The organism is Flavobacterium sp., from assembly GCF_965277525.1.
GTDB lineage: Bacteria > Bacteroidota > Bacteroidia > Flavobacteriales > Flavobacteriaceae > Flavobacterium.
In genome coordinates this window covers 13,144-34,823 of record NZ_CBDIDC010000001.1, presented here as the reverse complement: position 1 = coordinate 34,823, position 21,680 = coordinate 13,144, and the positions used below count along the sequence as shown (strand labels likewise).

The window sequence follows — 21,680 nt, the reverse complement described above, 5'->3', positions numbered from 1 at the left end:
AAAAGGATTTCCTAGCTTTACGTGTATAGCTTTGATGTTTTCAGCTTAAATAGACTTTGCTGTCTTTGCCTAAACCTTTGCGCACTTAGCGGTTAAACTTTATAAACTTAACGGTTAAATTTCATCCAAATAAATTAAAAAATAAGACCCAAATGGGTTATTAAAAAATATATTATAATGAACAAACACAATTATAAATTAATACTTATCATGCTGATTGTTGCCAGTATGTGGAGTTCGTGTAAAATCACGAAACCTTATACCAAACCATCAACATCTGTAACGTATCGTGGGCCTGAAAATAAAGATACCACAAACATGGCAACGATGAAATGGTCAGAACTATTTACCGATCTTGCTTTGCAGCAGCTGATCTCAGACGGATTGGCTGCAAACCTGGATGTAAAAATTGCAATAGAACGAATCAATCAGTCAACAGCTAACCTTAAATTGAGTAAGGCTGCTTTTCTGCCTTCGGTAAATGGGAATGTATCAGTAAAAGAATCCAGATTGGCTTTCCCGCAAGGATTTGGACTTTTTGACCAATCGACGCAATATGATTTGGGTATTACTGCGGGATGGGAAATTGATGTTTGGGGGAAATTAAAAAGTGTCAAAAAAAGCGCCCTCGCCAATTTATTGGCTACCGATGCTGCCAAACGTGCGGTTCAAACACAGCTAATCGCCAATATTGCCAATTCGTATTATGAATTATTGATTCTTGATGAACAACTAAAAGTACTCAAAAAGACAGCCAAAAACAGGGAAACCGATGCTGAGACAATTAAAGTGTTGTTCGAAAATTCTATTATTAATGGAGTAGCAGTAGTACAAAGTGAAGCCAATTTTTATGAAGCAGAATTAGCAATCCCGGACATCGAACAAAAGATCATCGAGACGGAACATGGTTTGTGTGTGCTTCTCGCAAAATCACCCACTAAAATAGAGCGTAGTGCTCTCGAACAACAAAAACTCACATATGATCTTAAAATTGGAGTTCCGATGCAGCTTCTGGCCAATCGTCCGGATGTACAACAAGCCGAATATAATTTTAGAACGGCATTTGAAGAAAGTAATGCAGCAAGAGCTTACTTTTATCCCGCTCTGACAATTAGCGGTGCGACAGGTTTTTCCAGCTTTGGTTTAAAGGATTGGTTTACAAACGGAGGACTTTTTGGCAATATTGCCGGAGGACTTACACAACCCATTTTTAATAAAGGAATCAATAAAGCAAGATTAGCGACCGCGTTATCCCTCCAAAAAGAAGCACTTTACAATTTTGAATTTTCAATGTTAAAAGCCAGCGAGGAAGTTTCGAATGCATTGTCTAAGTATGATAATGCGGCCTTAAAGGAGGAAAAGAGAAAGAAACAATTAGAAGCTTTATTGAAAGCTGTAGAATTTAATAAAGAATTATTGAACAATTCTACGACCAATTATACAGATGTATTAACAGCAGAACAAAATTTACTGAACGCACAATTAAAAGGAATTGACGATCAGAGTCAAAAACTACATGCAGTGGTGAATTTATATCGCGCCCTTGGTGGTGGCTGGAACTAAAAAATCAGTAATTCAGGAAATACCAAAGCCCAATTCTATTTATAGAGTTGGGCTTTACTTTTGTAATAAATCAAAAAGAGTATCAAATAAAAAATGACCACCAAGAGGATCAGGTTTTTAAATCCCAAAAAGAAAAACTTTGAACCTTAGCGTCTTGCGTGTTTATAAATTCCAACATAAAATAAAATAATCCCTTCACAGTAAAACCGTTTTTTTTAGTTTGTAATTATTTGCATATTAATGGTTTAATTTATTTTTTTATCTTTAACAGCAAATACATTTCCAAAAAAGCAGCATCTGGCGACAAAACATTTACATAATTTAAAAACCACATTATGAAAATAAAAATATGTTGTTTCATTCTTTTTGTTCTCTTTCATTTTTCTTCAATTTGTTTCGGACAAGACATTATCAAGTTGGATAAGAAAAAGATAGCAGCAACAAATTTAGATACCAAAATTGAGTCATTAGTAAAAGCAGCTCATGTTACAGGGCTTGCGGTAGCTGTTTTTAATAACAATAAGGTAGCGTACAAAAAGACTTTTGGTTATAAAAATGCTCTCACTAAAGAACCTATAGGATATGAAACTAATATTTATGGAGCTTCTTTGAGCAAAGCTGTTTTTGCTGTTATGGTCATGACGCTTGTTCAGAAAGGCATTCTTGATCTGGATAAACCTTTACAGGACTATTTACCAAAACCTATTTATGATTACAAACCCACTAAAAAGTGGCACGATAATTATCAGGACCTCAAAAATGACACGCTCTATAAAAGAATAACGGCAAGAATGTGTCTGGATCATACTTCCGGTTTTCCAAACTGGAGATGGAACGAACCGGATGAGAAATTAAGGGTAAAAACAATTCCGGGCTCCCGATACAGCTATTCGGGTGAGGGATTGGTATATCTGCAAGTTGTATTGGAATATTATTTGAATAAACCCTTAGAAGAAATGATGCAGGACAATGTTTTTGTTCCTTTAAAGATGAAGAATTCTTCCTATAGGTGGCAATCAAGATTTGAGAAAGATTATTGCGTGGGCCACAATGCAAAAGGCGAACTATATGAAAAAGACAAAGACAACGATGTCAGATCGGCCAGTACTTTAGAAACCACTCTGGACGATTACATACTTTTTACCAAAGGTATACTTAATGATCAATTGCTTACCAAAGCGACAACAAAAGAAATGTTCACGCAACAAATTAAAATCAGGTCGATTAAACAATTTGGTCCATTAAGCTTAAGGGATTCTACTGCCAATGACAAAATCAATCTGGGCTACGGACTGGGCTGGGGAGTACTTCAGTCCCCATATGGCACGGCTGCCTTCAAAGAAGGACATGGTGACGGTTTTCAACACTATTCCATTATTTTCCCAAAAGTAGGAACCGGTATTATAATTATGAGCAATAGCGACAATGCAGAAAGTATCTATAAGGAATTATTAGAAACGGCTATCGGTGATATTTATACCCCGTGGTTATGGGAAGATCATATTCCGTACAATTACAAACAATAAATAATTAGTTGTTTATAATAGTCTTCAATTGCTTAATAAAGCATTACAATTATTTTTCTAAAATAAGCTAATTTTGTGTTTAAATTATGCGGTGATCATTCAATTCAAAAAAATGAAATTAAACCCCAATTATCTTTTTAGTATTACATTATTGTTTTTTGTAAATGCTATATCGGCCCAGGTAAAACCTTTATTAGTAAAACGTTTTTATCCAAAAGATTCAATAAAATACAGCCAAGCCGTTCCGGATGCTGAATTTAATTATGAGAGTAAATTATATGGCAAAACGACAATGATTATTCATTGTGAAAGTCAATATGGGCATTTTGAATTTGTTTTTAAAAAGAAAATCAACAAGCTCAGCCGTATGATTGATTATAAAGATGGTGCTGTGGGCGAAGTTTACAATTTTAAAACAAAAAAATGGGTTCATGAAGAAGGAAGCTGGAATCATCGTGATATGAAGGGCAAACCTCAGGACACTATAATTTTTAGCGAACATAATTTATATGCCTTTATATTACAGCAGAATCACGGAGGAATACTGGAAAAAGCTAAATTTCAGGATTTTGGAAATGTAGTGTATTGGCCTGAATTTGATTACCAAAAATGTTCCATAAGTGATGAAGATAAAGATGGCGCACCTGAATTCTACTTGTCTTATATGGGAGAAAGTGACGGGTTAGATGCAAAACCGTTTAAACAAATTATTTATACCATTTTTGATAAGTCAGGTCATCAAAGTTATACAAAGTCTAAAGCAACAGCCTATTATCCAGACGGAAATGAAGACGATGTTTATAATATTCAATACGATGAAAATTGGAAAAAATTGCCTAAAAATATAAAGCTAAAGAGCCAAAAAATACTAAAAGACCACCAACTAAAAAATGTAGAATAGAATTTATCTTAAAACAGGAATCTTTACAAAACTGTCATTGTACCAGTTTACTTGTAGCGGTTCTTTGGCATCCAGAATAGTTTCTTCACTTACCTCATTTCCCGTTCCGTAATTCAATTGAGAAAATTCATTCTTGTTGATGTCCAATACAACAAGCAAACGACTTCCTTTACTTAATTGTTTGCTGACCAGATGGGTATCTGAAAAGGATATAGTTTCAATGGTATCCGGCGTCAGTAAGTTTCTTGTTGTAGTATCTTTTGCATAACTGGCACGCCCAATATAATACGATAAATGAAAGTATGCACCATTTGGTAATACTTCATATAAAGTAACTCCAAAATCAATGTCTTTTTTATTGATGCTGGCCTTAATTTCACCTAAAAAAGAACCGTTTACAAGTATTAATTTTTTCAGCGGTTCACTTATAAAAAAGAAACCACTGGTAGAATCCAGTTCTTTCTTCATCAAAGGATCCGGATAATAATCATTGTTATTGCTAGTTTCCCTGTCAGCAAAATCAACCGTCTGACTTAAATATGCTGTTTTACCTGGCTTTTTAGAACTTGCAGTATAGAAGTTTCCCGATGGTGTAGTCGTAAGATATAATTTTAAAAAAGAATTACTCATTTTATCCAGTGAGGGAGCACTTTTCCATTCATTGGCGCCCATAACCTCATAATTGATTTTATCTTTTAAAACTTCAGGTTTAGTACCTTTTTTCAAAATATAATCAAACCATTGATAGGTAATTTTCTTTATGTTAATCAAAGAAACCGGATCTACTTTATAGTCATTCAAAATAGGTTCGCCACCAATTTGAGTTCCAAAATGCCCGTAAGGACCAATGATAAGATAAAAAGGAGTTTTTGGACTGTATTTCTGAAGTTCCTTAAGGTAATATAAACTAGAGTTCTGAGAGTCATTATAATAGCCATCAAAAGCTAAAACCGGAATATTGATTTGGGCAAAATCAGTTTTATAAGGCGCCATATCCTGCCAATAAGTGTCAAAAGAAGGATGACTGATCCATTTTTGAAACCATCTGTTCGGGCTTCCATCAATGCTGTCCAGCTTTTTATAAGCCGTGCCGGTTTCCCACCATCTAAATTGCATGGCCCTAGAGCGCTGTCTGTTATTTCCTGCTAGAGTATCCAGATATTTATTACTTCCCACATAAAAGGCCCATTCATAATTTGGATTAACGAAAACATTGTGCTCCATAGGCAATCCCATTCCGGGCCTGTTAGCCACATACGGTACTATTGTTTTTAAGGCCGGATGAAGTTTTTTGCAAGCTGCCCACTGCGTAAAACCATTATAACTGCCGCCAAACATACCAATGCTTCCATTGCACCAGTCTTGTTTGCTGATCCAGTCTATGGCATCATAAGCATCCTTACTGTCATTTTCGTAGGGATCAATTTCGTTTGAACTAAAACGTTTTCCCCGGCTGTAAACAATAACACCAACATAACCATGATCAGCAGATTCTTTTATAGAGGTAAGATCTCTCCCTTTATCGCGAACGTAGATAGTATATTGAAGAATTACAGGTTTTGAACCGGTGTCATTTTTTTTACGCACGATCATGGCTGATAATGTCCCGCCATTTCGTACTTTGATCGCAACACTATCCTGAATATCATAATCAGTATCGTTAGCGAATGCAGTGGCTTTTGTTTGTTGTGCAGATAGTGTACCTACAATTGAAAATAAAAATACAAATGAAATTAGAAATTTATAACGCATAATAGACACTACTTCGGTTTTAGCGAATTTAATTATAATTTTTTTGTTTTGAATATTTTTTTAGCAACCTTATTTTATTTCTATATTTACTTGAATGAAATTATCAAAAAACAACATCATGACGCAATTCAACAATTTTTTAATTTTTTTAGGATCTCTTTTTTGGATGGTTTCTTCAAACGCTCAAAATGAAGTTTATTCAAGTCCCGCACAACAAGAAATTGCGGATACTACTTTTGTGAACTTAAAGGATTACAGTAAAGATTTTATTTATGATATGAAATATGCAACCGAAGATAATTTTCTAAAAGCAAAAGTCTACGATTGTGCCGAATGTTTGTTGCGTTACAAAACAGTTAAAGCTTTAATAGCCGCTAACAAAGATTTTATGAAAGATGGTTGTAAAATAAAGCTTTATGATTGTTACAGACCTTTATCGATCCAGAAAAAAATGTGGGAGATTGTATCGAATCCCGAGTATGTGGCAGATCCAAAAAAAGGCTCCATCCATAATAGAGGAGGAGCCGTAGATATTTCGTTAGTAAATGCGGAAGGAATCGAACTTGAAATGGGAACCAATTTCGACTTCTTCGGAATTCAGGCCAGTCATAATTATAAAAAACTGCCGGTACCGGTAAAAGCAAATAGAAAGTATCTTAAAAGTGTAATGATAAAAAATGGTTTCAATTCATTTGATTCTGAGTGGTGGCATTATAATTTAAAAACAGGTTTAAATGATAAAGTTTCCAATCAAAAATGGAATTGTAACTAATTATTCAACACATCTGATATTCTCCATGAAGTACGTATTCGGATTGTACACTTTACTGTTCAACTCAGAAGTTAATTCACGTTTTACAATATAATCTTCTGTAGTTGTGAGGTATTTAATTCGCATAATCGAAACAGGCGATTTTTTTAGTTCTTCGAAATTTTCTTTCCTAAACATAAAAATTCCTGTATTGATGCGATTATCAAAACCTTTGTCGTCACGAATAAGTGTACCACAATTTTCTCTGTCGATATGAATTAGTGTTACTATTTTTCCGTTTTCTAATTGTAAAAAAACTTTTGAGTTTTTATCGAAACAATTCGCTTTTATAAAATCCTTACTTTTCTGGATAAGTTGCAAATTTAAAGTTGGTAAACCATCTGTTTGTGCAAGCGAAAAGAAAACATAATCAAATGTTCCTCCAAAGTATTTTTCGCTGATAAGATATTCGTTAGTTAATTTATAAGTACCAATAGAGTCATTTACATTTGCGCTATATTCGCATGGTTTTTGGGCAAATGCAGTAAAGGTTAATAAAAAAAAGGTAAGGGTAATTAATGGTTTCATTTTTCAGTTATTTTTCTGCAAATTAAAACTATTTTGTTATCATTTTTATCAGTTGTAAAAAAACAATACAAATTCCCCCCATTTTTTATTTTCCATTTTTTCCGAATAGTTTCCACAGTGTCCGGAAAATTTCTTGTGGTAACATTCGCCTGCTGATTAAAGAGTTCCGCCTTCATCTCATTTTTGCTGTACGAAATCACTTTTTCGATTTCAAAAGTTCTTCCCGGAAAATCAATTAAGTGCTCTGAAGTATATAAATGAGAGTGTTTGTGAAGTTTATGGATATCAAAAAAAGCACTTACTTCATCAAACCCACCCGATTTCATAATAGCCGAATTAGGTTCGTAAACATACTTTTGAGGCAAATGATACGAGGCAAAAACAGTATCATCGCCCAGTATAAATTCAAAAGTCTCGGTTTTGTCTTTTAAAATATTGGCAGTTTTTAAGGTAATTTCGCCTGAATAATGATTGTGAATTTCAAAAAGCAATTCTTTTACTTCATTTTCAAGCGCAATAATATGAATATTTTTAACAAATTTTAGTTCAGATAATCCTGCAGAAATATCCAGCAAAGGAGCCGTTTTGATTAAAATAGAATCACTTTTTTCAAAATAAAAATCTAAAGATTCCGGAACATTCGGCAAACAATCTTTCAGCATAAAAACTTTGCCTTTTACATCATTTCTTCGGGAAGGGTCAATATAGATCCAGTCCCATTTTTGATTCAACTCGTTTAAAACGTTAGTGGAATCACCAGCATAAAAAGTACAATTATCAACTTGAAGTTGCTTGAAATTGTGTTGTACAATTGCAGATAAATCTTCATTTATTTCGCAATGTGCAACGATTTTAAAATTTTTGGAAAAGTAATAATCATCAACACCAAAACCTCCGGTAAGATCTATTAAACTTTCACCTGAAATCAAAGAGGCCTTATAATGGGCGGTTTTTTCAGATGAGGTTTGTTCAACAGATATTTTACCGGGATAGATAATGTTGTCAGTTTTGAACCAGCTGGGTAATTTATCTTTTGCTTTAGATTTTGCTTCAATCTGATTTAAGATTAAAATCCAGTCGATTTCAGGAAACGGATTTTTCTGAAGCGCTAATTTTGTAATCGGGGCACTACTATTTTGAGTTATGAATTCCTGAATATTGGGGCTTAAAATAGAAGTATTCAATGTTAAATTCTTTCGGTTAATACGGAGACAATTTTGTTGTCAGGAAAAAATTCTTTCAAAATTACCTTAACCATCGTAAAAACTGGAATTGCAATAATCATCCCAACGATTCCAAAAGTAATACCACTTATTAAAGTAATCAAGAATATTTCTAACGGGTGCGAATTTACACTTTTTGACGAAATTATTGGTTGACTTACATTATTATCAATTGCCTGAACCAATAAAAAACCTATGATTACATAAATGGTTCTTGGTAGAATTTCTGTTTGAAAATCGGCACCAATCATACTGATCATAGTAAGGATTCCGGCCAATGTAGTCCCGATTATCGGCCCTATATAAGGTATAATATTCAAAATGGCACATAAAAAAGCAATTACAAAAGCATTTTGATTGCCAAAAATCATTAAAACAATTAAGTATAAAATAAACACAACCGTTAACTGAAGCAATAAGCCAATAAAATAACGGGTCAAAAAGTGATTGATCTTAGTAACTGAATTTAGAATTTTATCTTCGTTTTTATCCGGAAGAATTTTGCGGGCACTTACTTTAAAAGCATCCTGATCTTTAATAAAGAAGAAAGTAATAAAAAAGACAGATACCAATCCCATTCCCATATTGGCCATAAATCCTAATATTGAATTTAGAAAACCGGTAAAATAGGTAAAATCGATTATCGATGTGATCTTGGAATCTTTCAAAACCTTATTCAGATCCATATGCTGAATATTAAAATAAGCTTCGATATTTTTTTCTGTCTCCATAAATTGTTGTTGCAGGCTGTGAGTGTCCAGTAACGATAAATTATTGGCTTGCGAAATGATTAAGGGCACAAATAATAAAATAAAACCAACGATTGATAATATAAATAGGACCAGGGCAGTGGTCGCGGCTAAGGAGTTACTGAATTTTAATTTATGTTTTAAAAATTGTATCAACGGATTGGCAATTAAGCACAGTAGCAGTGAGATACACAAGTAGACAATTACAGTTTGTATTTCGTATAAAAAATATAAAATGACAAGAATTATTAAGATAGTTGCTATGGCCCTTAATATTCCGTTAGAAATTATTTTTGATGTTATCATGTTTTAATTTTAGACTATAAATATAGGAAAAAAGCTTTTAAAACATTGACGTAAACAAAAAAAAGCGAGATGATATCATCTCGCCTTTCCACATATTATTTTAACCTGTTTTTTTAGATTCCAAATGCAGCTCTTGCACCTCCTGTAACAAATATGGCAGCCATTCTGCTTTTTTGTCCGTTAGAGAACATGTACATGGCATTGTCATCAACATAATCCATATAGTTCATAGTCATTTCTACAGGAGTTCCTGTACAAGTACTATAATGAGGATAAGCTGGTACACCGTAATTTGCTGTATTATGAGTAGGAGTATCTGATACTAAATCGCTTCCGCAAGTAGCATCTCCCCAAATGTGACGTAAATTCATCCAGTGACCTACTTCGTGAGTAGCAGTTCTTCCTAAGTTGTAAGGAGCCGCTGCAGAACCTGATAAACCAAAATATTGAGAATCAATAACAACTCCGTCTGTAGCAGCTGCTCCTCCAGGAAATTGTGCATATCCTAAAATTCCGCCACCAATTGCGCAGGACCATAAATTAAGTTTAGTTGTTGGTGAAGTTGGTGCTAAACCACCCTGAGCCACTTTTTTAACAGCGTCATTTGTACCCCATGAAGTTTTGGTAGTAGATTTTCTAATGATCTGGTCTAAAACAAATGTAATTCCTACATTCGCTTTTACGCCGGAAAATAAAGCAGGTACGCTATTGTAATCTGAATTTAATGCATTGAAATCTTTGTTTAAGACATCAATTTGTGTTTGAATTTGTGCAGCAGAAATGTTTTCGGCAGTAGTTCTGTACAAAACATTTACTACAACAGGAATTTCAACTTTACCGTTTACAAGACGATTGGTAAGAATAGCTTTGCTTGTAAAGGCTTCAATCTCATTCATTCGGATTGCCAGAGTAGGATCGGCTTTTAGTTGCGCTTCTAACACTTCCTGAGTTGCACATCCGCGACGGGCAACAGTACTAACATTTGAATCAGCTGATTCGGTTTGGTCATTTTGACAAGAAAACAGCACTAATGCTGTAAATGCAGTAATAAAAACTTTTTTCATAATAACTTGGGTTTTTGTTATAAAAAATTAAATTTGGTTATTTATACCGCAATTTTATAACAAATAGTTTATTGTAACAAAATTTTTACAATAATATTTTTGTCAGAATTTTACAATCCCTTGCATAGTCTAGTTCTTACAAAAATTTAACCTGAATTATTAAGAAGTAAATTCGTACAAAGCAATACTTGCAGCTTGCACAACATTCATACTTGAGTTTTTTCCGAACATATTTATGTGAACAATTTGGTTCGAAATTTTTAAAAGTTCATCTGAGATTCCATCAATTTCACTTCCTATCAAAAGTGCAATTTTTTGATTATCAGGAAGTACAACTTCTTTTAGAGGCTTACTATTACTTGCAATTTCTAAAGCAATAATTTCAAAATTATTTTCGATTAAATAAGCAACCAGGTCAGTTGTTTCTTCCATCACAGTGTGAGGTACATGAAGATGCGTACTTCTTGAAGTTTTGTTGATTTTTCTGGGAGTCAACGGAATGTCTTTCCCTAAAAAGATGATGTTTTCAACGCCAAAAGCTTCGCTGATTCTAAAAAGCGAACCAATATTTTGCTGAAAATAAATATGATCACAAACTAATGTTATCGGAAATGTTTTTCTCTCAAACTGGTTTTCCTCGTGAGTAAGTTGCACTAGTTAAATTTTAGTTGGTAAAAATATAATTGATAATGTTAGCGCCCATTTTTAAGGCCTTTTCTCTAACAGCGATCGGATCGTTATGTACTTCGGCATCTTCCCAGCCATCTCCTAAATCACATTCATAAGTATATAATAATACTAGTTTATTCTCTACAAAAATTCCAAAAGCCTGCGCACGGGTTCCATCATGCTCGTGAATTTTGGGTAATCCGTTAGGGAAAGGATATGGTTTTTGAAAAATAGGATGATTCGCCGGAATCTCAATTAAATTATTGTTAGGAAATATTTTTTTTATTTCTTTTCGGATATATTGGTCCATTCCATAGTTATCATCAATATGAAGAAAACCACCGCCATTTAGATAATTTCTTAAATTACTGACATCAGCATCGCTAAAAACGACATTTCCGTGACCCGTCATGTGCACAAAAGGATACGAAAGCAAATCAGGATTGCTGGGTTCAACCGTTGAAGGTTTTGCTTTTATTCTCGTATTGATGTTAGCGTTGCAAAACTTAATCAGGTTGGGCAATGAGGTTGGATTTGCATACCAGTCGCCGCCGCCGCTGTATTTTAGCAAAGCAATTTCCTGTGAAAATGAAGCAACTGAAACCAGTAAAAACAAAAGAAATATTTTTTTCATAATAATTATATGTTTTTTTGTCCTTCCGACGAAGGAGAAATTACACTCGGGATTCGACAGAGATTGACGGCTTCTGCGCGGAGTTTCTACTATAATTTCTCCTTTGTCGAATGACAAACCTTACTTTAATAATGGTCTTTAATTAGAACTTTCATTAAAAAAAACAACACTATGACAAGCTACAATTGCAGCAGTTTCAGTCCTTAAACGGGTATTTCCTAAACTAACGGGCTGATAATTATTTTCTAAAGCCAGTGCAATTTCCTTTTCAGAAAAATCGCCTTCAGGCCCAATAAGCATCGTAACACTTTCATTGGGTTTCAGAATATCCTTCAACGATTTTTTATCCGTTTCTTCGCAATGTGCGATCAATTGTAAACCTTCATTTTTTTGTTTAATAAATTCCTTAAACGAAATAGCCGGATTCAATTTCGGTAAAAAGGTTTCATTAGATTGTTTCATCGCAGATAAAATAATCTTTTCAAAACGCTCTGCATTAATCACTTTTCGTTCAGAACGATCGCAAATAATGGGTGTAATTTCCTGAATTCCAATTTCGGTCGCTTTTTCCAGAAACCATTCAAAACGATCATTCATTTTGGTTGGCGCAACGGCCAAATGCAAACGAAATTTTGGTTGGTCAGTTTTTTTTATAGAAAGTACCTGAACGATACATTTATTGTCAGAAGCTAAAGTAATTTCGGTTTCAAACAATAAACCAAAACCATTGGTAACGTGCAGGATATCGGAGTCTTTCTTACGTAAAACCTTTATAATGTGTCGGCTTTCTTCTTTATCAAAAGAAAAACTTTCCGTTGATTCGTCAATATCCGGATTGTAAAATAATTGCATAATTAAAATTGAATTCGCGCTTTAGAAACCACTGCTGAAGTTTCAAAACGACTTGATAAATATTTTTGATATCCTACAATTCCTATCATTGCAGCGTTATCGGTTGTGTATTCAAATTTGGGAATGAAAGTTTTCCAACCGTATTTTCCTTCACTTTCTTTTAATCTTGTTCTAATACCTGAATTTGCCGAAACTCCGCCGCCAATAGCAATTTGGGTGATTCCGGTTTCTTTTACGGCTAATTTCAATTTATCCATCAAAATCTCGATAATCGTATATTGAATAGAAGCACAAATATCATTCAGGTTTTCTTCGATAAAATTGGGGTTTTCCAGTTTTTTCTTTTGGATAAAGTACAAAATTGCTGTTTTTAATCCTGAAAAACTAAAGTTCAGTCCGGGAACCTTAGGTTTGGTAAAACCAAATGCTTTTGGGTTTCCCAATTGTGCATATTTATCTATTAAAGGTCCGCCGGGATAGGGAAGCCCAAGGATCTTGGCACTTTTGTCAAAAGCTTCTCCAACGGCATCATCAGTGGTTTCCCCTATGATTTCCATATCAAAAAAGCCATTTACTTTTACGATTTGTGTATGTCCGCCACTAATAGTCAATGCCAGAAAAGGAAATTCAGGTTTATCAAACCCTTCTTCATCTATAAAATGAGCCAAAATGTGGGCATGCATATGATTGACTGCAATCAGCGGAATTTTTAAAGCAAGGGATAACGATTTGCTAAAAGAGCTTCCTACCAGCAAAGAACCCATTAAACCCGGACCTTGTGTAAAGGCAATCGCAGTTAATTGATCTTTTTGTACATTTGCTTTAAGAAGTGCAGCATCAATTACCGGAACAATATTTTGCTGATGTGCTCTCGAAGCCAATTCTGGAACCACACCACCATATTGATTGTGTATTAACTGATTGGCTACAACATTTGAGAGTACTTTGTCGTTATGTAAAACCGCGGCAGCAGTATCATCGCATGAACTTTCGATGGCAAGAATAAAAACCTCTGAATTTTGCATATAAAGGCACGAATTTTGAATTATATTTGACAAATCAAATATTTGATTTTCTTTTAGTATAAGGAGAAGCCAAAATTAAAGAATTTTTATGAAAAACAGCCGTTCTTTGTTTGTTCAAAATAAATTTAAAAGAAAACTAAAATAAAAGCAGCTATCAAAAAAGTAAAGAAAATAATATCCAGAACCCTAATAGGGCTAATTTTACTTTTGTTAGTACTTGCTATCACCTTGGCATTACCTGTCGTTCAGACAAAAATCGCAAAGTATATCACAGAATCTTTAAATAAAGATTTTAAAACTAAGATTAGCGTCGATAAAGTTGCCATAAATATTTTTGGCGGTGTAAAACTCAAGAAGGTTTTAATTTTAGACCATCACAACAAAACCTTAATCTATTCGGATATTATTACAACTGACATTCTAAGTATTAAAAGAACGTTAGATGGTGATTTGATTTTTGGAGATCTTCGTTTAACAGGATTAATTTTTAATCTGAAAACGTATAAAAACGAGAACGAAAACAATATTAATAAGTTTATTAAATTGTTTGAAACAAGTCCGGAAAGAGCCAAATCAAGTAAACATTTTTTACTGACAGCTAGAAATGCCTATATCTCAAAAGGTGCTTTTTCTGTTATCGATGAGAATAAAAATACACCTGTATTTCTTGACTTCAAGAAATTAAACGCTTACATCAGTGACTTTAAGTTATACGGACCAGATGTAAACACAACGATTCACCGTTTTTCTTTTTTAGATCACCGTGGCTTATATGTGTCCAACTTTGCAGGAAAATTCAGTTATACCAAAAAACAGATTAAAGTTGAAAATCTGGCTATAAAAACTAAAAGAACGTGGATTTACGGACAAGCTATTTTAAATTATAAAGTAGAAGATTTTTTGCATTTTACAGACAAAGTAAAATTTGATGTTGCAGTAGATTCAGCTTCGATTGCTTCCAACGATATTCGTTATTTTTATGACGGATTGGGTAAAAACCAGCATTTTAAAATAAATACCAAGATCAAGGGGACGTTGAATAATCTGAATTTAAAACATCTTAAATTAAGTGATACAAATGGTTCAAAGATTAACGGAACCATTAATTTTAAAAATCTTTTAGGCAGCAAAGAGCAAAAGTTTGCCATGGAGGGTAAGTTCGACAAGCTTATTTCAAGTTATGATAATCTGGTTGTTTTGTTACCAGGTATTTTAGGAAAAAAGCTTCCCAAAGAACTTCAAAGGATAGGGAAATTTAATATTGTGGGAAAAGCAAAAGTCTCGACAACAGCTTTAGAAACCGATTTTAAAATGATTACCGATATCGGTAACGGTCAGGCGGATTTGCACATGAATAATATCGATTTTATTGATAAGGCATCGTATTCAGGAAATATAATTCTGGATAATTTTAATATTGGTGCGCTGTTAAAACGAAAAGATCTTGGCAAAACAACTTTAAATTTAGACGTCGATGGAGTTGGTTTTACAGAGAAATATCTTAATACCATTATAAAAGGCGATATCTCTAAATTAGATTATAATAAGTATACCTATAATAATATTGTTGTAAACGGTAATTTCAAATTGCCTTATTACAAAGGGCAAGTGGCTGTAAATGATCCCAATTTGAGTTTGACTTTTGACGGTTTAGTTGATTTAAGTAAACGCGAAAGCAGATACGACTTCCATATCAATGTAGAAAATGCAGATTTGCGAAAACTGAAATTTCTAAATGATTCTATTGCACACTTTAGAGGAGATGCAGTAGTTGAAGTCACCGGAAATTCAATCGAAAACCTTCAGGGTACTGTTTCTATAAAAGATGCCGTTTTTCAAAATCCAAAGTCAACTTATGTTTTCGATGAAATAACGGTGAGCTCGAACTTCGATGCTGATAAATTACGTACGATAACCATCAGCTCCAATGATGTTATAAACGGTGAGATAGTAGGTAAATTTCAGTTTGGACAATTAGATAAACTGGTCATGAATTCTGTTGGGAGTTTGTATACTAACTACAAACCGTATAAAGTTAAGAAAGGGCAGTTTTTACGTTTCAATTTCCATGTTTATGACAAAGTGGTTGAGATGTTGTATCCGCAAATTAATATTGATTCCAGTACCGTTGTGCGCGGAAAAATAGATTCTGATCTGCAGGAATTTAAATTTAGGTTTAAGTCTCAAAAAATTACAGCGGCAAAAAACACATTCGATAATATCCGAATTAATATTGATAATAAAAATGCACTTTACAATGCGTATATCGAATTAGATAGTATTAAGACACCTTATTATAAAATCCGCGATTTTAATTTAATCAACGTAACATCAAAAGATACTTTGTTCGTTCGTTCTGAGTTCAAAGGAGGAGAAAAAGGCGAGGATTATTATAACCTCGATCTGTATCACACAATTGATAAAAACAAAAATAATATCGTTGGGATCAAAAAATCTGAAATGAAATTTAAAGACTATTTATGGTATTTAAATGAAGATGCAGAAAAAGACAACCAGATCGTTTTTGATCAGTATTTTAGAAACTTCACGATTGATAATATTATTTTATCTCACGAAAATCAAAAAATTGATCTAAATGGTGTGATCAAAGGAAATGATTATAAAGATCTTGTCCTGAACTTTAAAGATGTGGATATCAATAAAATAACACCCTTAAATTCCAAATTTATATTTAATGGTAATCTAAACGGTAATATAAATTACAAACAGAATAAGAATGTGTATCAGCCAACTGCGGCCATTGTCATAGATCATCTTAACTTAAATAAAACCGATTTAGGAACATTAAAGTTTGATATTTCTGGGGATGAAAGCTTTAAAAAGTTTACAATAAACTCGTCGATTCAAAATGGTTTTTCAGAATCGTTTAGAGCCAATGGAACATTTGCAATCGAAAATAAAGAAACCTTTTTAGATTTAAATTTAAAACTAGAAGGCTTTAATCTGGCTACTTTAGGAACAGTTGGCGGCGATGTTTTATCGAATATCAGAGGATCCGTTTCCGGAAATGCTGCAGTGGTGGGTAATCTTAAAAAACCGGAAATAAACGGAAGGCTTTACGTTGAGAAAGCAGGGATGACAATTCCTTATCTGAATACCGATTATGAATTAAGTGACCGGACTGTTATTGACTTAACAGATGAGAAGTTTTTATTCCGGAACAATCAGCTAACAGATACGAAGTATGGTACTAAAGGATTATTGAACGGAAGTATCGAGCATCATAATTTTGGAGACTGGAAGTTAGATTTGACGATTACCTCTAAACGATTACTGGCACTTGATACAAAAGATAGTGAGGATGCGGCATATTTTGGTACTGCTTTTATTAATGGTGCAGCAAGTATTAAAGGTCCTACGCAAAGTTTATTTATAAAGGTAGATGCTAAATCTGAGAAGGGTACCGAAGTCAAAATCCCTATCAATAATGCGCAAAGTGTTGGAGAAAGTAGCTGGATACATTTTGTAACGCCAAAAGAAAAATACAACTTAGCCAATGGTATTGTCGAAAAGACGAGGAATTACAATGGCCTTGAATTAGAATTTGATTTTGATATTACTCCGGATGCTGAAGTCGAGGTAATTCTCGATAGAAATTCCGGGCATGGTATGAAAGGAAAAGGATATGGTTCCCTATTGTTTAAGATCAATACGCTTGGTAAATTTAATATGTGGGGAGATTTCCAGGCCTACGAAGGAACGTATAATTTTAAGTACGGTGGATTAATAGATAAAAAATTCGCAGTCAAAAAAGGGGGATCTATTATCTGGGAAGGAAACCCGCTGAAGGCGCAGTTAAATTTAGAAGCAGTTTATAAAACATCTGCCAATCCTGCTGTATTATTAGAAAACTCTTCTTTTAACAAAAAAGTACCGGTAGAAGTAGTAATTGGTTTAAGAGGAGATTTAACGAGTCCTGAACCTAATTTTGATATTCAGTTTCCGTCTGTCAGTAATGTTCTTAAATCTGAGATACAATATAAGTTAGACGATAAAGATGTTCGTCAGACTCAGGCTTTGTATTTATTGTCAACAGGTTCCTTTATGAGTCCTGATGGGTTTAATCAAAGTGATTTGTCCGGAACTTTTGCTGAAACAGCTGCTAGTTTACTGGGCGGGATTATCAAATCTGACAATGATAAAATAAATATTGACTTGAATTTTATATCTGCTGATAAACGAATAGGCCAGGAGGCAGATGGTCAGTTTGTGGCCAATATCACATCGCAGGTCAACGAAAGGATCACCATAAATGGTAAATTGGGAGTTCCGATTGGTGGTGTTAATGAATCTGCTATTGTTGGTGATATTGAAATACTATACAGGGTAAATGAGGATGGGTCAATGAATCTTCGTTTGTTTAATAAAGAGAATGATATTAATTATATAGGACAAGGAATTGGTTATACGCAAGGAGTTGGTATCTCCTACGAAGTCGATTTTGATACCTTTAGTGAGCTGGTCAATAAATTGTTCAAAAATCATAAATTAGAAAGAGCGATAAAAAGTTCTTCAGATGATTTACAAGACTCTTACCTGAATCCGGATTTTGTTAAGTTTTCTAATAAAAAAGATGCTGAAAAAGACAAAAAGAAACCAGATAAAAAAGAGGAAGAGAAAAAGCCACAGCCAAAAAGCAATAGCGAAGGTTTGATTCCTGATAATGACTTTTAGTCCCATTTGTTAAATATATTCTTAAAAGCAACCATTCGCCGCGGCGAATGGTTTTTTTATGCTAAATTAGGGGTTGATTTATTTTCTTACAAAAAGCTAAAAAGCTTTTGAAATTTTATAACACTTCATTTATGTATTGTTAATTTTAAGGATTTAATTAAAATATGCAGGTTTTATTATTTTAAATGAAATTTTTACTATAGAAAAACTTATTAACGAAAACGTTTGAATTTAACACATTTTATTAATTAATGATAAACATCACCTGAAAAGTGCTGAATGTTTGTTAATTTTACACTTTAATACTTAAATAATGCCAAAAACAATAAAAAAAGTTGGTGTTCTGACATCAGGAGGAGATTCACCTGGAATGAATGCCGCAATACGATCAGTTGTTCGAACATGCGCTTATCATAATATAGAATGCATAGGAATTTATAGAGGGTATCAAGGAATGATCGAAGGAGATTTCAAAGAAATGGGTCCCCGAAGTGTAAATAATATTGTAAACAAAGGTGGAACGATCTTGAAATCAGCTCGTTCAGTTGAGTTTAGAACCCCTGAAGGTAGAAAAAAAGCACATGACAACCTTTTGAAAGCTGGTGTCGATGCGCTGGTTGTAATAGGTGGTGACGGAAGTTTTACCGGAGGATTAATTTTCAATTCAGAATATGGTTTTCCTGTAATGGGAATTCCGGGTACAATTGATAATGATATTTTTGGTACAAGTCATACTTTAGGGTACGATACGGCTTTGAATACTGTTGTAGATTGTATTGATAAAATCAGAGATACGGCAAGTTCACATAATCGTCTGTTTTTTGTAGAGGTTATGGGTAGAGATGCTGGCCATATTGCCCTTAATGCCGGAATTGGCGCAGGTGCAGAAGAAATTCTTATTCCTGAAGAAGATTTAGGTTTAGACAGACTACTGGATTCTCTTCAAAAAAGTAAAGCTTCAGGAAAATCATCAAGTATAGTAGTTATTGCTGAAGGAGACAGAATTGGTAAAAATGTATTCGAATTAAAAGATTATGTTGAAGCTAATTTGCCTGAGTATGATGTGAGGGTTTCTGTTTTAGGACACATGCAGCGTGGTGGTTCTCCATCTTGTTTTGACCGTGTTTTAGCAAGCCGTTTAGGGGTAAAAGCAGTAGAATCTCTGATTGAAGGTAAATCCAATTACATGGTGGGACTGCAAGCTGATAAAGTTGCTCTGACGCCTCTTGAACAAGCAATTAAAGGTAAATCTGAAATTGATAGAGAATTGTTGAGAGTGTCTGATATCATGTCGACATAAAATAAAAGTTTAAAAGAAAAGAAGTTTATTGTGAGGAAATTAGACTTTAAATTAGTGTAATAAAAACAAAAGCAAAAATTAAGTAAAATGTCAAAAGTAAAATTAGGAATAAACGGATTCGGACGTATCGGAAGAATCGTTTTTAGAGAAACTTTCAATAGAGATAATGTAGAAGTAGTAGCAATCAACGATTTATTAGATGTTGATCACTTAGCTTATTTGTTAAAATATGATTCAGTTCACGGACGTTTCAACGGAACTGTAGAAGTTAAAGAAGGAAAACTTTACGTAAACGGAAGAAATATCCGTATTACTGCTGAAAGAAATCCAGCTGACTTAAAATGGAACGAAGTTGATGTTGATGTAGTAGCAGAATGTACTGGTATCTTCACCACTATCGAAACTGCAAATGAGCACATCAAAGGTGGTGCTAAGAAAGTAATTATTTCTGCTCCGTCTGCAGATGCTCCAATGTTTGTAATGGGTGTAAACCATGAAACTGCAAAAGCAACTGATCTTGTTGTTTCTAACGCTTCTTGTACTACTAACTGTTTAGCTCCTTTGGCTAAAGTAATTCACGATAATTTCGAAATTGTAGAAGGTTTAATGACAACTGTTCACGCTACAACTTCAACTCAAATGACAGCTGATGGTCCTTCTAGAAAAGACTGGAGAGGTGGACGTGCTGCAAGCATCAACATCATCCCATCTTCTACAGGAGCTGCTAAAGCGGTTGGAAAAGTAATTCCTGCTTTGAATGGAAAATTAACAGGAATGTCTTTCCGTGTTCCTACTGCTGACGTTTCTGTGGTAGATTTAACTGTAAAAGTAGCTAAAGAAACTTCTTATGAAGAAATTATGGCTGTTTTAAAGAAAGCTTCTGAAAATGAATTAAAAGGTATCTTAGGATATACTGAAGATGCAGTTGTATCTCAGGATTTTATTTCTGATAAAAGAACTTCAATCGTTGATGCTACAGCAGGTATTGGTTTAAATTCAACTTTTTTCAAATTAGTATCTTGGTACGATAATGAATATGGATATTCAAGCAAATTGATTGATTTATCTGTACATATCGCAGGTTTAAAATAATAGTATATATTTTTACAAAATCCCGTTATTTCAAAGTAACGGGATTTTCTTATTTTGTTATGCCTTTAATTAATGTAAAAAATACACTTTTTATTTAGTTAAAGAAAAACTAATCCAAAAACTAAATAAAATGAAATTAATAGTTGATAGTGGATCTACTAAAGCCGATTGGATTGCAATTGATGATAATGGAAAAGTATTATTCACCACACAAACTTTAGGGTTAAATCCTGAAATTCTTGACGCTCCTGAAATTATCGAAAGATTAAATGATCGTTTTGATATTTTACAAAATAAAAAAAATGCCACACATTTGTTCTTTTACGGAGCAGGTTGTGGAACTGAAAGAATGAAAACAGCACTTTCTCAAATATTCCAGGAATATTTCGTTAATGCTATTGTTGAAGTTCACGAAGATACTTATGCGGCAGTTTATGCTACTACTCCAAAAGGAGAAGAAGCTATCGTAAGTATTTTAGGAACAGGTTCTAATTGTAGTTATTTTGATGGAAAAGTATTGCATCAAAAAGTACAATCGCTAGGATACATCGTTATGGATGACTGTAGCGGAAATGTTTTTGGAAAGGAATTGATCAGAAAGTATTATTTCAATAAAATGCCTAAAGAACTGGCTGTTGAATTTGAAAAAGAATATGATGTAGATCCTGATTTTATCAAGAATAAATTATACAAAGAGCCAAACCCAAATGCGTATCTGGCAACTTTTGCAAAGTTTTTAATCAAACATAAAGACACTGAATTTTGTAGAAAAATCATCTTCAAAGGGATGAAATCTTTCGTGAAAAACTATATCAAACAGTTTGATAACTGCAAAGAAGTACCGGTTCATTTTGTAGGTTCTATTGCTTTTTATCTAAAAGACGAATTACAGGAAACATTTGATAAATATGAACTTCAATTAGGGAATGTTTTAAGAAGACCTATTGATGGATTAATAGCTTATCATGTGGCGAATCAATAAATAAGATA

General features: G+C 33.6%; 17 protein-coding genes. 8 read left to right on the top strand and 9 right to left on the bottom strand.

What is annotated here, in order from left to right:
* Positions 1-177 precede the first annotated feature (177 nt).
* From ACQY44_RS00145 to ACQY44_RS00135, 3 genes are all read left to right on the top strand, one after another.
* The gene (locus tag ACQY44_RS00145; RefSeq protein WP_428228402.1) at positions 178-1,563 is read left to right on the top strand and encodes a TolC family protein; all 1,386 of its coding nucleotides are present in this window, start codon (positions 178-180) and stop codon (positions 1,561-1,563) included.
* Positions 1,564-1,898: 335 nt separating this feature from the next.
* Positions 1,899-3,089, top strand: coding sequence for a serine hydrolase domain-containing protein (locus ACQY44_RS00140; RefSeq protein WP_428228401.1), 1,191 nt, complete (start codon positions 1,899-1,901; stop codon positions 3,087-3,089).
* Positions 3,090-3,201: 112 nt separating this feature from the next.
* Positions 3,202-3,990: a hypothetical protein gene (locus tag ACQY44_RS00135; protein ID WP_428228400.1), complete on the top strand. Its 789-nt coding sequence runs from the start codon at positions 3,202-3,204 to the stop codon at positions 3,988-3,990.
* 3 nt (positions 3,991-3,993) lie between these two features.
* Here ACQY44_RS00135 and ACQY44_RS00130 read toward each other — a convergent pair whose 3' ends face one another.
* On the bottom strand, positions 3,994-5,742 hold the full coding sequence (locus ACQY44_RS00130; RefSeq protein ID WP_428228399.1) for a CocE/NonD family hydrolase: 1,749 nt from the start codon (positions 5,740-5,742) through the stop codon (positions 3,994-3,996).
* A gap of 166 nt (positions 5,743-5,908) precedes the next feature.
* Here ACQY44_RS00130 and ACQY44_RS00125 point away from each other — a divergent pair, with 166 nt between their 5' ends.
* The gene (locus tag ACQY44_RS00125) at positions 5,909-6,514 is read left to right on the top strand and encodes a M15 family metallopeptidase (protein WP_428228784.1); all 606 of its coding nucleotides are present in this window, start codon (positions 5,909-5,911) and stop codon (positions 6,512-6,514) included.
* On the opposite strand, the gene ACQY44_RS00120 is transcribed toward ACQY44_RS00125, so the two are convergent.
* The 8 genes from ACQY44_RS00120 to tsaD all read right to left on the bottom strand — a co-directional run bounded on the left by ACQY44_RS00120 (position 6,515) and on the right by tsaD (position 13,603).
* A complete protein-coding gene (locus ACQY44_RS00120; protein WP_428228398.1) occupies positions 6,515-7,081 on the bottom strand; it encodes a hypothetical protein in 567 nt (188 codons plus the stop codon).
* Positions 7,078-8,265, bottom strand: a complete 1,188-nt coding sequence (locus ACQY44_RS00115) for a THUMP-like domain-containing protein (protein ID WP_428228397.1) — start codon at positions 8,263-8,265, stop codon at positions 7,078-7,080. The genes ACQY44_RS00120 and ACQY44_RS00115 overlap by 4 nt, the downstream gene beginning before the upstream one ends.
* Before the next feature lie 2 nt (positions 8,266-8,267).
* Positions 8,268-9,359: an AI-2E family transporter gene (locus tag ACQY44_RS00110; protein ID WP_428228396.1), complete on the bottom strand. Its 1,092-nt coding sequence runs from the start codon at positions 9,357-9,359 to the stop codon at positions 8,268-8,270.
* Positions 9,360-9,472: 113 nt separating this feature from the next.
* On the bottom strand, positions 9,473-10,423 hold the full coding sequence (locus tag ACQY44_RS00105) for a zinc metalloprotease (RefSeq protein WP_428228395.1): 951 nt from the start codon (positions 10,421-10,423) through the stop codon (positions 9,473-9,475).
* Positions 10,424-10,582: 159 nt separating this feature from the next.
* On the bottom strand, positions 10,583-11,077 hold the full coding sequence (locus tag ACQY44_RS00100; RefSeq protein ID WP_428228394.1) for a TrmH family RNA methyltransferase: 495 nt from the start codon (positions 11,075-11,077) through the stop codon (positions 10,583-10,585).
* 10 nt (positions 11,078-11,087) lie between these two features.
* Entirely contained in the window at positions 11,088-11,726 is a 639-nt protein-coding gene (locus ACQY44_RS00095; RefSeq protein ID WP_428228393.1) for a DUF4159 domain-containing protein, read from the bottom strand.
* 138 nt (positions 11,727-11,864) lie between these two features.
* Entirely contained in the window at positions 11,865-12,578 is a 714-nt protein-coding gene (locus ACQY44_RS00090) for a 16S rRNA (uracil(1498)-N(3))-methyltransferase (RefSeq protein ID WP_428228392.1), read from the bottom strand.
* A 2-nt stretch (positions 12,579-12,580) separates the two neighbouring features.
* Positions 12,581-13,603 (bottom strand): tRNA (adenosine(37)-N6)-threonylcarbamoyltransferase complex transferase subunit TsaD, encoded by a 1,023-nt coding sequence (gene tsaD / locus ACQY44_RS00085; protein WP_428228391.1) that lies wholly within the window; start codon positions 13,601-13,603, stop codon positions 12,581-12,583.
* A 207-nt stretch (positions 13,604-13,810) separates the two neighbouring features.
* Here tsaD and ACQY44_RS00080 point away from each other — a divergent pair, with 207 nt between their 5' ends.
* From ACQY44_RS00080 to ACQY44_RS00065, 4 genes are all read left to right on the top strand, one after another.
* A complete protein-coding gene (locus ACQY44_RS00080; protein ID WP_428228390.1) occupies positions 13,811-18,298 on the top strand; it encodes a translocation/assembly module TamB domain-containing protein in 4,488 nt (1,495 codons plus the stop codon).
* 313 nt (positions 18,299-18,611) lie between these two features.
* Positions 18,612-19,598, top strand: coding sequence for a 6-phosphofructokinase (gene pfkA, locus ACQY44_RS00075; RefSeq protein WP_428228389.1), 987 nt, complete (start codon positions 18,612-18,614; stop codon positions 19,596-19,598).
* Between the two features lie 87 nt (positions 19,599-19,685).
* Positions 19,686-20,690, top strand: coding sequence for a type I glyceraldehyde-3-phosphate dehydrogenase (gene gap / locus ACQY44_RS00070; protein ID WP_173972168.1), 1,005 nt, complete (start codon positions 19,686-19,688; stop codon positions 20,688-20,690).
* Between the two features lie 130 nt (positions 20,691-20,820).
* Complete coding sequence (locus ACQY44_RS00065; protein WP_428228388.1) at positions 20,821-21,672, top strand: N-acetylglucosamine kinase; 852 nt, start codon at positions 20,821-20,823, stop codon at positions 21,670-21,672.
* Positions 21,673-21,680: the final 8 nt, after the last annotated feature.

What these genes read in the sequence shown, in the direction of transcription:
- ACQY44_RS00135 (WP_428228400.1), top strand. Translation starts at nt 3,202, where the DNA reads ATGAAATTAAACCCCAATTATCTTTTTAGTATTACATTATTGTTTTTT.
- ACQY44_RS00105 (WP_428228395.1), bottom strand. Translation starts at nt 10,423, where the DNA reads ATGAAAAAAGTTTTTATTACTGCATTTACAGCATTAGTGCTGTTTTCT.
- ACQY44_RS00145 (WP_428228402.1), top strand. Translation starts at nt 178, where the DNA reads ATGAACAAACACAATTATAAATTAATACTTATCATGCTGATTGTTGCC.
- ACQY44_RS00095 (WP_428228393.1), bottom strand. Translation starts at nt 11,726, where the DNA reads ATGAAAAAAATATTTCTTTTGTTTTTACTGGTTTCAGTTGCTTCATTT.
- ACQY44_RS00140 (WP_428228401.1), top strand. Translation starts at nt 1,899, where the DNA reads ATGAAAATAAAAATATGTTGTTTCATTCTTTTTGTTCTCTTTCATTTT.
- ACQY44_RS00090 (WP_428228392.1), bottom strand. Translation starts at nt 12,578, where the DNA reads ATGCAATTATTTTACAATCCGGATATTGACGAATCAACGGAAAGTTTT.
- tsaD (WP_428228391.1), bottom strand. Translation starts at nt 13,603, where the DNA reads ATGCAAAATTCAGAGGTTTTTATTCTTGCCATCGAAAGTTCATGCGAT.
- pfkA (WP_428228389.1), top strand. Translation starts at nt 18,612, where the DNA reads ATGCCAAAAACAATAAAAAAAGTTGGTGTTCTGACATCAGGAGGAGAT.
- ACQY44_RS00120 (WP_428228398.1), bottom strand. Translation starts at nt 7,081, where the DNA reads ATGAAACCATTAATTACCCTTACCTTTTTTTTATTAACCTTTACTGCA.
- ACQY44_RS00110 (WP_428228396.1), bottom strand. Translation starts at nt 9,359, where the DNA reads ATGATAACATCAAAAATAATTTCTAACGGAATATTAAGGGCCATAGCA.
- ACQY44_RS00130 (WP_428228399.1), bottom strand. Translation starts at nt 5,742, where the DNA reads ATGCGTTATAAATTTCTAATTTCATTTGTATTTTTATTTTCAATTGTA.
- ACQY44_RS00125 (WP_428228784.1), top strand. Translation starts at nt 5,909, where the DNA reads ATGGTTTCTTCAAACGCTCAAAATGAAGTTTATTCAAGTCCCGCACAA.
- ACQY44_RS00065 (WP_428228388.1), top strand. Translation starts at nt 20,821, where the DNA reads ATGAAATTAATAGTTGATAGTGGATCTACTAAAGCCGATTGGATTGCA.
- gap (WP_173972168.1), top strand. Translation starts at nt 19,686, where the DNA reads ATGTCAAAAGTAAAATTAGGAATAAACGGATTCGGACGTATCGGAAGA.